At 72.3% G+C, this 13,954-nt stretch carries 10 protein-coding genes; 3 read left to right on the top strand and 7 right to left on the bottom strand.

Annotated elements, in window-relative coordinates; translation table 11 throughout:
- Window positions 1–493: 493 nt before the first annotated feature.
- The 3 genes from ettA to ACFC79_RS05845 are packed head-to-tail and all read left to right on the top strand — an operon-like array spanning window position 494 to window position 3,282.
- Window positions 494–2,158: an energy-dependent translational throttle protein EttA gene (ettA, locus tag ACFC79_RS05855; RefSeq protein ID WP_376235686.1), complete on the top strand. Its 1,665-nt coding sequence runs from the start codon at window positions 494–496 to the stop codon at window positions 2,156–2,158.
- Window positions 2,159–2,164: 6 nt separating this feature from the next.
- A complete protein-coding gene (locus ACFC79_RS05850) occupies window positions 2,165–2,587 on the top strand; it encodes an acyl-CoA thioesterase (RefSeq protein ID WP_376235684.1) in 423 nt (140 codons plus the stop codon).
- A complete protein-coding gene (locus ACFC79_RS05845) occupies window positions 2,584–3,282 on the top strand; it encodes a hypothetical protein (protein WP_376235681.1) in 699 nt (232 codons plus the stop codon). The genes ACFC79_RS05850 and ACFC79_RS05845 overlap by 4 nt, the downstream gene beginning before the upstream one ends.
- A 222-nt stretch (window positions 3,283–3,504) precedes the next feature.
- On the opposite strand, the gene ACFC79_RS05840 is transcribed toward ACFC79_RS05845, so the two are convergent.
- The 7 genes from ACFC79_RS05840 to ACFC79_RS05810 all read right to left on the bottom strand — a co-directional run bounded on the left by ACFC79_RS05840 (window position 3,505) and on the right by ACFC79_RS05810 (window position 13,948).
- On the bottom strand, window positions 3,505–4,773 hold the full coding sequence (locus ACFC79_RS05840) for a serine hydrolase domain-containing protein (RefSeq protein ID WP_376235678.1): 1,269 nt from the start codon (window positions 4,771–4,773) through the stop codon (window positions 3,505–3,507).
- A complete protein-coding gene (locus ACFC79_RS05835) occupies window positions 4,770–6,326 on the bottom strand; it encodes an alpha/beta hydrolase (protein ID WP_376235676.1) in 1,557 nt (518 codons plus the stop codon). The genes ACFC79_RS05840 and ACFC79_RS05835 overlap by 4 nt, the downstream gene beginning before the upstream one ends.
- 193 nt (window positions 6,327–6,519) lie before the next feature.
- Window positions 6,520–6,924: a globin gene (locus ACFC79_RS05830; protein ID WP_376235673.1), complete on the bottom strand. Its 405-nt coding sequence runs from the start codon at window positions 6,922–6,924 to the stop codon at window positions 6,520–6,522.
- 236 nt (window positions 6,925–7,160) lie between these two features.
- On the bottom strand, window positions 7,161–8,381 hold the full coding sequence (locus ACFC79_RS05825; RefSeq protein WP_376235671.1) for an FHA domain-containing protein: 1,221 nt from the start codon (window positions 8,379–8,381) through the stop codon (window positions 7,161–7,163).
- A 102-nt stretch (window positions 8,382–8,483) separates the two neighbouring features.
- Complete coding sequence (locus ACFC79_RS05820) at window positions 8,484–9,842, bottom strand: VWA domain-containing protein (RefSeq protein WP_376235668.1); 1,359 nt, start codon at window positions 9,840–9,842, stop codon at window positions 8,484–8,486.
- A 177-nt stretch (window positions 9,843–10,019) separates the two neighbouring features.
- Window positions 10,020–11,330: a protein phosphatase 2C domain-containing protein gene (locus ACFC79_RS05815; protein WP_376235665.1), complete on the bottom strand. Its 1,311-nt coding sequence runs from the start codon at window positions 11,328–11,330 to the stop codon at window positions 10,020–10,022.
- The gene (locus tag ACFC79_RS05810; protein WP_376235663.1) at window positions 11,327–13,948 is read right to left on the bottom strand and encodes a tetratricopeptide repeat protein; all 2,622 of its coding nucleotides are present in this window, start codon (window positions 13,946–13,948) and stop codon (window positions 11,327–11,329) included. The genes ACFC79_RS05815 and ACFC79_RS05810 overlap by 4 nt, the downstream gene beginning before the upstream one ends.
- Window positions 13,949–13,954 lie beyond the last annotated feature (6 nt).

The raw sequence follows: 13,954 nt of genomic DNA, 5'->3' as shown, positions 1-13,954 counted from the left end.
GGGCAAGGCGAAGGGAGTGGAGGGCGAAGAAGGAAGTGGTGGGCCGGGGCGGGCGGCGCTCCGAGACTTTAAGGTCTGCTGATCAGCGGGGCCCCTCCGGGAGCAAGCAAGGGGGCCGAGTGCCTTGCTTCGCACGGTGAGGGCAGTAGCCCTCTCCATTGGTACAAGTGTAATGGCCCCCTTCCATGCTCCCGCCCCACAGATCACCAGACCTCAAACTCTCTCCGCACCACCCGCGACGCCACCTGACCCACTCAGGAACTGCGGCCTTCGCCGTTGTGACCAGGCATTCGGTTCAGGTTCCGGGCCGTCTGTGGGCCGTCCGAGGGTGGCCAACGGTGACCAATGACGACGGACGTCGACCATTCCGGGGAAGCCCTGGCCCGGCTCAGTCCCTGGTCGTGGCCTCCCGGCATACCCGTTTTCGTATGGGGATGGATGTCAGGCAAGATGGTGTGTATCTGCCCACACATCGATAGCCGGACGGTTTCTCTTGGCTGAGTACATCTACACCATGCGCAAGACGCGCAAAGCGCACGGCGACAAGGTGATCCTCGATGACGTCAACCTGAATTTCCTGCCGGGCGCGAAGATCGGTGTCGTGGGTCCCAACGGCGCCGGTAAGTCCACGGTGCTGAAGATCATGGCGGGCCTGGAGCAGCCGTCCAACGGTGACGCGTTCCTCTCGCCCGGTTACAGCGTCGGCATCCTCATGCAGGAGCCGAAGCTCGACGAGTCGAAGACGGTCCTGGAGAACGTCCAGGACGGCGCCGCCGAGATCATGGGCAAGCTCAAGCGCTTCAACGAGGTCGCCGAGCTCATGGCGACCGACTACTCCGACGCGCTGATGGAGGAGATGGGCAAGCTCCAGGAGGACCTGGACCACGCCAATGCCTGGGACCTGGACGCCCAGCTGGAGCAGGCCATGGACGCGCTGGGCTGCCCGCCCGGCGACTGGCCGGTCGTCAACCTCTCCGGTGGCGAGAAGCGCCGTGTCGCGCTCTGCAAGCTGCTCATCGAGGCCCCCGACCTGCTGCTCCTCGACGAGCCCACCAACCACCTCGACGCCGAGTCGGTGAACTGGCTGGAGCAGCACCTCTCCAAGTACGCCGGCGCCGTCGTCGCGGTCACCCACGACCGCTACTTCCTCAACAACGTCGCCGACTGGATCCTGGAGCTCGACCGCGGCCGCGCCCTGCCGTACGAGGGCAACTACTCCACGTACCTCGACAAGAAGGCCGCCCGCCTCAAGGTCGAGGGCCGCAAGGACGAGAAGCGGGCCAAGCGGCTCAAGGAAGAGCTGGAGTGGGTCCGCTCCAACGCCAAGGGCCGGCAGACCAAGTCCAAGGCACGTCTCGCCCGTTACGAGGAGATGGCGGCCGAGGCCGAGAAGATGCGGAAGCTGGACTTCGAGGAGATCCAGATCCCGCCGGGCCCGCGACTCGGTTCCGTCGTCGTCGAGGTCGAGAACCTCTCGAAGTCATTCGGCGACAAGGTCCTCATCGACGACCTGTCGTTCACGCTGCCGCGCAACGGCATCGTCGGTGTCATCGGTCCGAACGGCGCGGGCAAGACCACGCTGTTCAAGATGATCCAGGGCCTGGAGACGCCGGACTCCGGCTCCATCAAGATCGGTGACACGGTCAAGGTCTCCTACGTCGACCAGGGCCGGGCCAACATCGACCCGAAGAAGACCCTCTGGGCCGTCGTCTCGGACGAGCTGGACTACATCAATGTCGGCCAGGTCGAGATGCCGTCGCGGGCGTACGTCTCCGCGTTCGGCTTCAAGGGCCCGGACCAGCAGAAGCCGGCCGGCGTCCTGTCCGGTGGTGAGCGCAACCGCCTCAACCTGGCGCTGACGCTCAAGGAGGGCGGCAACCTGCTGCTCCTCGACGAGCCCACCAACGACCTCGACGTCGAGACCCTGTCCTCCCTGGAGAACGCCCTGCTGGAGTTCCCGGGTGCCGCGGTGGTCATCTCCCACGACCGCTGGTTCCTGGACCGCGTCGCCACGCACATCCTGGCGTACGAGGGCGACTCCAAGTGGTACTGGTTCGAGGGCAACTTCGAGTCGTACGAGAAGAACAAGATCGACCGCCTCGGTGCTGACGCGGCCCGCCCGCACCGTGCCACGTACAAGAAGCTGACGCGAGGCTGATCCGTCGTGGCACGCCACATCTACCACTGCCCGCTGCGCTGGTCGGACATGGACGCCTTCGGGCACGTCAACAACGTCGTCTTCCTCCGCTACCTGGAGGAAGCGCGCATCGACTTCATGTTCCGGCTGGCGCCGGGTGACGGCTCGCCGTCCTTCTCGGGCGGTTCCGTGGTGGCCCGGCACGAGATCGACTACGTGCGCCCGCTGGTCCACCGGCACGCGCCGGTGACCGTCGAGTCGTGGGTCACGAAGATCGGAGCCGCGTCGCTGACGATCGCGTACGAGATCAAGGACCCGGATCAGGTGTATGTGCGGGCCACGACCGTCGTCGTGCCGTACGACCTGGCGGAGCAGCGGCCCCGGCGGATCACCGCCGAGGAGAAGCTGTTCCTCCAGCAGTACCAGGTCGAGGAGCCTGCCGCGGCATGACGGTACCCGTGCTGCGGCTGGAGTTCGCCGACGCGAGGGAGACCGCGGACCTCGCGGCCTTCCTCGCGCGGCTGCTCCACTACGACCGGGCCGCCGCGGTGCGGATGCAGGCGGGCGGCAGTGCGCTCGCCGTGTTCGGCAGGCTGCCGTCGTTCGAGGTCCTGGCGGTCCGGACGGCGCGGCTGGCCGGACGGCACGACTTCGACACCACGGTGTCCGCGGGCGAACTCCTCGAATCCCTCGGCACCGGGGACGAGGAAACGGCGGCCGGATCGGGCGTGCTGCCCGCCGCCGTCACCGGGCCGCCCTGGACAGGAGTCCTCCCGCCCCGCGCCGGTTGGCGGGAGCTGGCCGGGCTGCCCGGCCCGGTCTCCCTGTGCGAGGCCGTCACCGCCGCGGTCGCGGAGTTCCGCTCCCGCGACGAGGCGCTGCCCGAGGACCGCCGTACGCGGGCCGAGCGGGACACGGTCGGCCGCGAGATCTGGTCCCGCACCATCGGCTCCACCGGCCTTCCGCTGCGGGCCGTCCACGCCGCCCAGTCCCTGGGGTTCCTGCGCCCGGCACCGGACTTCCCGGTCGCCCTGCTCGCGGCCGGGACCTGGCTGCGGCTGCGCACCCCCTTCGGCTCGATCGCCCTGCGCGGACAGGGGAACAACGGGCTCGGCACGCTCGCCGTTTCGGTCGGTACGGGCTGAGCGGTCCAGGGGCGGCGCTTCGCCCGTGTCGGCGGGTACGGGCGGTGCTTCTGCCATGTCGGCGGATACGGTTCGGCGCCTCTGCCATGCCTCTGCCCATGCCTCTGCCCGTGCCTCTGCCGTGTCGGCAGGTGCGGGGCGGTGCGTCTTCCGCGCGGCCGGCCGGCATCGGCGGCCGTGCCACACGTTTCGGATCGGCGTGCCCGGCACCCGTCGCGCGGATCACCGGCCGGTCAGGGCCCGGTCGACCAGCCGCAACGTGGCAGCGTCCTGCGCGTCCTGTGCCGGGTCGCCCATGCGCAGACCGAAGGTCGCGCTGGTCGCGGCCCGGGTGCCGTCGGGCGTCACCCCGCTCTCGGAGACGATCCCCAGATGGGTGCCGCCGTGGAACCAGATCCCGTCGCGGCTCCCGGCCACCGGCCGCCAGGCGATGCCCAGGCCGTAGCGGACGCCCGGTGCGCCGATCCAGTCCTCGGCCGCCACGGTCTCCTTCATCGCGGCGAGCTGGGCCGGGCGCAGCAGTCGGCCGCTCATCAGTGCGCGCAGGAAGACGCCGTGGTCGTGGGTGGTGCTGATGACCGAACCGTCCGCCCCACCGCCGGAGGCCAGCGTCGTGTCGGTCGGCCGGCCGGTGTCCGGGAACCAGGTGTACGCGGTGGCCGTGGGCGCCGGGACGTAGGGCGAGGTGCCCGGGGTGAGCGTGTGCCGCAGACCCAGCGGTTCGATGATCCGGTCGTGGACCTCCTGCGCCCAGGGGTGACCGGTCACCTGCTCGATGATCAGTCCGGCTGCCACGTAGTTGGTGTTGGAGTAGCCCCAGCGCCGCTCCCGTTCGGGGTGTCCGGCGTCGGGCAGCCACAGTGGCGGACGGGTCAGGGCGGACTTCAGCTGGTCCTCGGGGGCCGTGTTCCGGAAGCGTGCGCGGAGGTACCCGTCCGGGGTGAAGACGTCGGCCGCGTCGGGGGAGACGGCGAGGTAGTCGTTCAGTCCACTGGTCTGCCGCAGCAGGTTGGCGACCGTGATCCTGCGGCCGTCGTTCCCGTTGCCCCGCACGGCGCCGGGCAGCCACCGCTCCACGGTGTCGGTGAGCGCGAGCCGCCCCTCGCCGACCAGCTGGAGGGCGAGCACGGCCGTGATGGTCTTGGTGTCGCTGCCGATCCGGTAGTACGCGTCCCAGGGGACCGGGCCCTGCGGGTCGGTCAGGTCGGCACGGCCCGCCCTGGCCGTCGTCCGGTCGTCGGCGGTCTGCACCTCGGCCAGCACACCGGTGGCCCCGCAGGCCAGGACCGCGTCCACATCGCGCTGGAGCCGATCGTGCGAGGCGGTGTCGCCGCCCGGTCCGGTGTCCTGGCGCGGCGCCGGGCCGCGGTGTGGTCCGTGGGAAGGCGGCGGCGTCGCACGCCGGGGTGCGGAGGCCGTCGCCGCCGGGGCGGACACCCCCGTGATCAGGGCCGCGGCCGCGGTCGCCAGCCCGGTGCGTCGGCTGATCATCGGGCCTCCCCGGTACGCCGGCAGGTCAGGTCGGCGGCGGGGAGCGTGCCGTCCCGGAAGTAGTCGACGACGGCCCGGTCGGCGCAGGGGACGGGGGTGAGGCCGTCGGGCCCGCGCCCGAACACCCCGTGCGCCCGGATGTCCGCCGTCACCAGCCGTGAACCGGTCAGGCGGTGGTGCAGGGCCAGCGCCCCCTCGTACGGGACGTTGTTGTCGCGCCGGGCCTGGAGCATCAGCACGGGCAGGTCGTTGCCGATCACCGTGGCGGGCTCGCGGGACGTGCTCGTCCAGAACGCGCACGGCGCCGTCATGCCGTTGACGAGCGGACCGAACACGGGCTGGGTCGCACGGCTGCGCTCCATGTTCCGCCAGTACGTCTCCGGATCCTTCGGCCAGCCCCCGGCGGGCCAGCCGCTGTCGCCGCACATGAAGACCGCCCCGCCCAGCATGCTGTCCGCCAGTTCGGGGGAGGCGAGCAGCTCCAGCATGGCGGCGAGTTCCGGACCGGGCTCGACCGGCCGGCCCGCGGCGGCGTCGACCAGGTCGCGCACGGTGGAGGCGAGCGCCGGGTCGTACTCCTCGTGCTGGATGAGCTGCCTCAGCACCAGCCGCAGCAGGGACGCGTCGAGGCGGAGGCCGGAGACGACGACCGGACGACGCTCGGCACCGTCGAGCAACTCCTGAACCCGCGAATGGACGCGGGCGGGCGTGCTGCCGAGCCGGTAGGTCCCGTCGTGCCGTGCCGCCCATCCGGCCCAGGCGTCCAGGGACTCTTCGAGGGGCCGGCCCGCCCGCCGGAACAACTCGTACTGGGTCGCCGCAGGATCCGTGGACGAGTCGAGGACGATCCGGTCGGCGCGATGGGGGAACAGCTGGGTGTAGACGGCGCCCAGATCGGCGCCGTAGGAGACGCCGTAGTACGAGAGCGTGGGCTCGCCCAGTGCCGCGCGGATCGCGTCCATGTCACGGGCGACGTTCGGCGACGTGGCATGCGGCAGGAGTCGGGCGTTGTCCCCGTGCTCGCGGCAGCGGCGCGCGGTGTCGCGGGCGTCGCGCACCGATCGGTCGAAGTCCTCGCGGCGGGTCGTGGTGGGACCGGGCGCGGGAGCCGGTGCCGCGGGGGCGCAGACGACGGGCGTCGACTCGCCCAGGAAACGCGGGTCGAAGCCGATGAGGTCGTAGCGGTCCGCCGCGTCCTTCAACGCCGACCGCAGGTGCAGCGTGTTGTCCAGACCGGTACCGCCGGGGCCGCCCGGATTGGACAGCAGGATGCCCCGGCGCCGACCGGGCGCCGCGGTGGCGGCGATCCGGGAGACGGCGATCTCGATCGTCGGGCCGCCGGGATCGGCGTAATCGAGGGGCACCGTCACCTTCGTGCAGCGGGCCCCCGCCTCGCGCAGCTCCGTCTGCTGCGGCGAGCAGGGGCCCCAGACGAGCTGACGGCGAGCGGACTCGGCGGCGGAGGGGGAGGGGGCGGTGGCCGCGGACGCGGGCGTGCCGCTCGCGAGTAAGCAGGCGAGGACGAGACCTGCGGTGACCGGACGGACGCGCATCGTGCTCCTCGGATCGGGTGGCGATACCCGCACGACACTAGGGGCCCGTGCGGCGCGGGAACATCGGGCCACCCGGTCGACGAACCCTGGGGGCAGCACCACCCATGACCTGACCGGTACATGGAAAACCCGCCCCGGGAAGCGGGGCGGGCGGGGCGTCCGTGAGCGCCGGACCGGTCCGGAGGGCGGCGGCTCAGCCCTCGGTGTTCACCATCGAGGCCGCCGCGTACGTGAGGTAGTCCCACAGCTGCCGCTCGTGGTCCGGTGCCAGACCGAGCTCGTCCAGCGCTACGCGCATGTGACCCAGCCACGCGTCGTGCGCCGCCCGGTCCACCTGGAACGGGACGTGCCGCATCCGCAGCCGCGGGTGCCCGCGCAGCTCGCCGTAGGTGCGGGGGCCGCCCCAGTACTGGATCAGGAACAGCCTGAACCGCTCCTCGGCCGGGCCCAGATCCTCCTCGGGATACATGGGCCTGAGCAGCGGGTCCTCGGCGACCCCCTGGTAGAAACGGTGCACCAGGCGTCGGAAGGTCTCCTCGCCGCCGACCTGCTCGTAGAAGGTCTGCTCCTGCAGCGTGTCGCGCGGAATCTCAGTCACCCGTCCATCGTCGCAGACGCACCGGCCGAGTACCCGGGACCTAGGACCCGCCGCCGAACCGCTGACCAGCCTCACCGCGGTGCCTGCCGGAGCGTGTCGGGGCGCCCGTCCGTCCGCACGTGTCCGCGGGACTCGACGCGCCGGCCCGGGGGCGCGCCCCCCGCCGTACCGGTCGGCCGACGCCGACGGCCCACCGGACGGGTCCGGTGGGCCGTTTCGCTCTCCGCGGTCCGGGGTCAGTCCCGGCGGATCGTGATCGTCGTCCACGCACCGACGTGCACCCGGTCGCCGTCCTTCAACGGGACGGGGACGTAGGGCTGGATCGGGTCCTCGGCGCCGTTGAGCGTGGTGCCGTTGGTGGAGTTCTGGTCGACGACGGCCCAACTGCCGTCGGGCTGTTGCACCAGCACCGCGTGCTGGTGCGAGACGCCCGGGTCCTCGGGCGGCACGGACAGATCGATGTCGGGCGACTCCCCGGTGCTGTGCCGACGGCGTCCGACGGTGACCTGGTTGCCGGTCAGCGCGACCTGCTGCTCCGGGGAGTACGCGGGCAGGTTGAGCCCGGTGGCCTCCGGGCCGCTGCGCTGCATCATCGACAGGAAGTACTCACGGTCCGGGGCGACGACGGCGGTCCAGCTCGCGGGCGTCAGGTTCTGGTTCGCCCCGGGCAACGGCGAGGGCTGCTGCTGGAGCGGCTGCGGCGACGGCTGGGGGCCCTGGGGCGGCGACGGGGGCGACAGCATCCAGTCGTCGTCACCGGCCTGCGGCGGTTGGGGCGCGGGCGGTGCCGGGGACACGGGCGGCTGCGGCGCAGGCGGCTGCGGCACGGACGGGCCGGGCCGGTCGAAGCCGGGCGGCGCCGACTGCTGCTGGAACGGCGAGGAGGACTGCTGCTGGAACGAGGGCGAGGGCGTCGGCCCCTGCTGCTGGAACGGGTGCGGTGGCTGCGACGCCTGCGGCCCCGGCGCGGGCGCCGGTGCGGGCGCCGGTGCGGCGGGCCCGGGGCGGCCCTCCCGGTCGGGGGACAGCGGCTCGGCCGGGCGGTTCACCTGCGAGGGCCGCGAGCCCTGGTAATCGAACGGGTCGTGCTGCTGCGGCCCCGACGGCTGCTGCGCCTGGAAACCCGGCGGCAGGTTCAGGCCCGGCGGAGGACCGGCGGGCACGTGGGGAGAAGGGGCCAGCGGCGTGTACGACGTCGCGGTGTTCGTCAGGAAGTTCCAGCGGCACTCCTCGCAGAACGGCGCCATCGCCTCACGGGGCGTGCGGCACTGCGGGCAGAGCTCGGCCTGCTGGGTCGAGTCCGCGCCCGCGCCCGGTCCCTGCGGAAAGCCGGGGACGGGCGGGGGAGGCGGTGGGGGAGCGGCGCCGGCGGGCGCGTTCGCGCCGGTCATGCGGTGGCCGCAGACCTCGCACCAGTCGTCGGAACCCGACTGGTGTCCGTTCGGGCAGGTCGGCATGTCGGCGCTTCCCCCTCTCCTCGTCCGGCCCCTGGGGCCGTCATTCCTCTGCTCGTCGCCGCCGGGCGGATCACCGGGCGGCCCTTCGGTGTGGTCGTACGGTCACTTCTTGACGCGAACGGTTTTGGTGGAGCGTGTTTCGAGCGTCATCGAGTCGGCCTCCGCGACCTTCGCCTTCAGTCGCACAGTACCGGTCGCCGCATCGACCACGTCCACCACCTTCGAAAGCAGTTTCGCGGTGTCCTCGTTCCCGGAAGCCGACGCCAGCTGCACCGCGCGGCCCAGTTTCGCGGTCGCACCGTCGAAGTCGCCCGACTTGCGGGCATCGAGCCCCTGCTGGATGACCTGTGCGAGTTCCGCCTGGCCCGTGTAGTGCGCGACCTGCGGATTGATCGAGGTGGACGCGGCCATGTCCTCCGTCCACACCGCCCGCACCAGTCCATGGGAGAGCGTCTGCGGTGTCCCGTCGGCCGGGTCCGGCAGGATCAGCGAGACCCGGGACGCCAGCATCTCCTGGCCGATTCCGGCCTCCGGCACCCGCACGCACACGTGGTAGTCGCGGGACTCGTCGCCCCACGAACCCGTGGGATAGTCCCCGGCCCGCGGCCCCGCCTCGGTACGGCGGTCGGTCAGGTCGACGACCGTCGGTGCGACCTGCTTCACGAACGCGATCTCGACCCCGACGGGCGTCCAGAGCCGCAGTGCGACGTCCGCGACCTCCTTGCCCATCGCGTTCTCCATCATCTGCGTGAAGTCGGCGGCCAGCCCCGCCGGGTCCGCGACGATGTCGGCGGTGCCGAGCAGGGCGGACGCGATGGCCTTGACCTCCTTCACCTCCCAGTCGGTGCCGACACCGCGGGCGTCACAGGTGAAACGGCCCGCACAGGATTCGAGCGCGGCCCGCAGGTCCTCCGGCGCCTCGTGCTCGTTGCGCCCGTCGGTCAGCAGGATGCCGTGCCGGATTTCCACGTCGGCCGCGCCGAGCAGCCGGTCGGCGAGCCGGAGCCAGGTGCCGATCGCCGTACCGCCACCGGCACCGAGCGAACGCAGCGCCCCCTTGGCCTGGGCCCTGGTCTGCGCGTCGGCCACCGCGAGCCTGCCGTTGCCCGGGTAGACCTCCTTGGCGACGTGCGTGCCGGCGACCACGGCGAACGAGGTGCCGTCGCGCAGGGTGTCGATGGCCGCCTCCGTCGCGTCTCGGGCGTTGCGCATCTTGGTCGGCGGATAGTCCATCGAGCCGGAGCAGTCGACCATGATCACCACAGCGGCCCGCGGCGCCCGCCCCGGCACGTGCACGGGCGCCGCGGCCCCGTCGGACAGCGGGACGCCGCCGGTGGTGCCGCCTCCGGTCGAGGTGACCGTGACGATCGCGTTGACCTCGCGACCGCCCACCGGCAGAAACACGTTCTGGTACACCTCGACGGAGAACTGCGGCACGTGCGACTTGGAGAAGTTGGCCATGTGATCGGCTCCTCGTGGACTCCAGGTGTCGGATGAGGACAGCTGTGAGGGAAGAAGTACGGGCAAGGTTCGGCCGACGCCGACCGGTCGGCGCCGAAAACGGTCGAAGTTGTGGAGCGGGACGGGCGGAACGGCAGGACGTCGGCAGAACCGGAACCAACTGTTACGGAACGGGACTCATGTGGTGCCGCAGCCCGATCCTGCCCCCTGCGACGGCAGGGCGAACGGCAACAGGGCCACTGTTACGTTGTCGTGGCCCCCACCGTCGAGTGCGTGTCCCACCAGCACCTGCGCACCGTGCAGCGGTCGCGCCCCCGCGTCGGACGGCACCGCCGCGGCCATCTCGGCGGCCGACTCCGCGTAGTTCCACAGGCCGTCCGTGCACACCACCACGACACCGGGGCGGTCCGGTTTGAACGAGGCGGTGTGCGGCTCCAGTTCGTACGCGTCGGCGCCGAGCCACCCGGTGATGGCATGGGCCCGGTCGTCCGCGTAGGCCTCGGCCTCGTTCATCAGCCCCGCGGCCACCATCTGCGCGGCCCAGGAATCGTCCTCGGTGAGCCGGGCGGACGGTGCGGTGCGGTCGTCCGGCACCCAGTAAGCGCGGCTGTCGCCGACCCAGCCGACCACCAGCAGACCGTTGGCCATGACCGCGCCGACCAGGGTGCACGCCGGGGCGTTCTGGTGCCGGTGCGGTTCCTGCTCACCCGACCGTCCGGGCTCCCGCGCCAGCGAGTTGACCGACTCCGCGGCCACCAGGATCGCCTCGTGCATCGCCTGTTGCGGGTGGGTGCCGCGCGGCAGCGACTCCAGGAGCGCTTCGTTGGCGGCCGACGCGGCGGCCGCCGACGCCTCGTCCGGGCGGCTCGCCGACGAGACGCCGTCGCACACGATCGCGACGACGGCCGGCGAACCGTCGGGCAGGGCGGTGGTCGACACCGCGAACGAGTCCTCGTTGCGGTGGTGGCGCAGCCCCCGGTCGCTGACGGCGGCCACCGAACCGAGCTCCTGCTCCATGTGGTCGCGCTCGCGAGGCTGGGCGTGGCCGCAGTTCTCGCAGTAGCCGTCGGTGTCGACCCGGCCGACGCGGCACGCCACACACAGCTTGGTGCCGGCCGGCGGCGTGGCGAGCGGACCGGCGGCGGAGCTGCGCGGATCGGGCGCGGGCTTCCCGGCGGGAGGCCCGAACGCCGCGTCGGGCGCGGACGCCCCGGCCGGCCGCACGGCGGCGGCCTCGGCCCGGGGAGCGGCGAGCTCGAAATCGTCCGGGCCGACGTCCCCGTCGGGCCGGGCCTCCGCCGCGGCACGCGCGGTGGACGGCGCACCGCCGTCCGGCGACGCGATCGTCGGACCGTCCTGCGGCGGGGCGGGCACGGCCGACAGGTCGTACCCGCACGCACCGCAGAACAAGTCCCCCGGTTCCAGCGGCTCCTCGCAGCCGGGGCACTTCGACAGGGGCGTCTCCTGGGGGTTCTGCGACATCCTCACACCCACGTTCGGGGGCGGAAGCGGTTGGCCCGCTCCACCAGTTCGATCCTCTCGTCGCCGGGCTCCGCGAGCCGGGCGAGCATCCGGTACGAACGCTCCAGGCCGAAACGCAGGCCGCGCTCGTTCACCTCACTGCCGAGCAGTGTCCCCGGCCCGGTCGCTCCGGGCGCCCCGGCGGCGGGGCCGCCGGAGAGCACCCAGTCGAGCGCCGTGCCCAGCACCTCGGTCGACAACTCCTCGCGGCGCACCGGGTCCAGGCCGAACCCGGTCAGCGCCGAGACCTGTTCCGCGGCGGCCGCCAGATCGGCCATCAACGGCTCGTCCGGCGCCCGCTCGCGCAGCCGCGCCCGCACGGCGGCGACCCTGGCCGCCGTGTAGTGGATCGACGACTCCGGCACCGACTCCAGCGTCGCCACCGCGCCGCGGCGGTCCCCGACGGCCAACTGCACCCGGGCCAGACCGAACGCCGCGCTGACGAAGCCGGGATCGGTCGCCCAGACCAGACGGTAGTACTCGGCGGCGTTGTCCAACTGGCCCAGGATCTCCGCGCAGATGCCCAGGGCCAGCTTGGGCGCCGGCTCGCCGGGGAACGCGTCGTACACCGCGTCGAAGGACAGCGCCGCGTTCTCGTGGTCACCGGTCACCAGCGAGGTGATCCCGCGGTACCAGACGACCCGCCAGTCGTCCGCGTGCAGACTTTCCAGTCCGGCCAGGGTCTGCTCCGCCGTCCCGTGCTCGCCCGTCTCCAGGAGGGCGCGCAGTTCGCGCAGCCGGGTCTCCAGGGACGCCGCCGGCACGGCGCCCAGCGCCGCGAGCAGTTCGGCGGGGGCGGTCGCCATCAACCCGGCGAGGAAGCCGGCGTTGGGATCGTTCACGTCGACCCGGGGCGTCGGCAGCGCCAGCGAGGAGGCCCGTGCGTCGAAACCGGCCAGCCGGGGGGCGTGCGGGGCGTGCGGCACCGGCACGGCGGCACCCGGCGCGACGGCCGGGACACGGGGCCCCGGGATCGCGGCACCGGCCGGTGCCTGCGCCGACGCCGTGCCGTTCCCCGCCGCTCCCGGGCCCGCCCGCCCCGCCACGGGGGTGGGGCCACCGGTATGGCCGGACGCCTCCGGGCCGGTGGCCCGGGCCCCCAGCCGTGACACATCGCCCGTCGGCTCGGCGAACAACCGCGTGTCCGTGACCCGCACCTCCGTGCCGAAGAGCGTCGAAAGCGCCGGTCGAGGCCGCCCCGACTGCAGGGCCACCACCTCGCGCAGCACCCCGGTCAACTGCTCCGCCATCTCCGCCGCCGAGGCGAACCGCCGTGCCGGATCCGGGTCGGTGGCCCGTACCAGCAGCCGGTAGAACGACTCGTACGTCCGGAACACCTCGATGTTGTCCGGGTCGGGCAGCGAGTCCACGTAGACGTTGGTGTAGCCCTGGAAGTCGAAGGTGAGCACCGCGAGCGTCCGCGCGACCGTGTACAGGTCGGAGGCGACCGACGGGCCGACCTCGGCGACCTCCGGCGCCTGGTACCCGACGGTGCCGTAGATGGCCGACTCGTTGTCGTCCATCCGGCGCACCGCACCCATGTCGATCAGCTTGAGCTGGTCCTCGGTCTGGATGGCGTTGTCGACCTTGAAGTCGCAGTACAGCAGGTTGCGGCTGTGCAGATGCCCGAGCGCCTCCAGCGCCTCGATGCCGTACGCGCACGCCTGCTCGACCGGCAGCGGGTCGCGCCGCCCGGCCGGGGTGCGCCGTTCGTTCGCGATCTCCTTGAGCGCCTTGCCGCCGACGTATTCCATCACTATGTAGCCGTCGAGCGAACCGGTGCGCTGGTCGAGGTGCTCGACGAAGTTGTAGATCCGGACGATGTTGGCGTGCTCGATCTCGGCGAGGAAGCGGCGCTCCGAGATGGCGGCTTCCATGGCGTCCTGGTCACCCGTGTCGAGCAGGCCCTTGAGGACCACCCAGCGGTCCGACACCGCACGGTCGACCGCGAGATAGACCCATCCCAGCCCGCCGTGCGCCAGGCAGCCCACGACCTCGTACTGCCCGTGCACGACATCGCCCGCGACGAGCTTGGGCACGAAGGAGTACGGGTGGCCGCACTTGGTGCAGAACCCCTCCGTGCGGCCCACCCGTTCGCCGCGGGACCGGCCCACCGGTGCCCCGCAGTCGGAACGCGAACAGAACCGCTTGCGCTCCGGGACCTCCGGGTTCTCCATCACCGCCGTCCGCGGATCGGGCCGCGGCACATCCGGCACCTCCACCAGGCCCACGCCCAGCCTGCCCCGGCCGGACGCGTTCGAGGACGAACCCTGGGAACGCACCGACACCGACGGGGAGGTGGAAGTCCCGGACAGCGACCGCGACAGCCGACCCGAGACGGACCGCCGGGAGGTCGACGAACGGGACGAGGCCCGCGACGACGCCCGGGACGAGTGCGAACCGCTGTCGCTTCCCCGGCCGCCGCGACTGCTCGCGGCGCCGCCCGCGATCCCGGTCGGCGGCGAGCTCACCATGCCCGTCGGCGAGACGACCGGGGCCAGACCGCAGGTGTCGCAGTACAGCTCACCGCCGCCCACGTCCTCGTAGGCGCCCTCGCACCCGGGGCGCTGACACTGCGTACTCATGGTCCG

Origin of the sequence: Streptomyces sp. NPDC056061 (assembly GCF_042266885.1) — a bacterium.
GTDB lineage: Bacteria > Actinomycetota > Actinomycetes > Streptomycetales > Streptomycetaceae > Streptomyces.
This window is presented reverse-complemented; position numbering and strand designations above follow the sequence as displayed.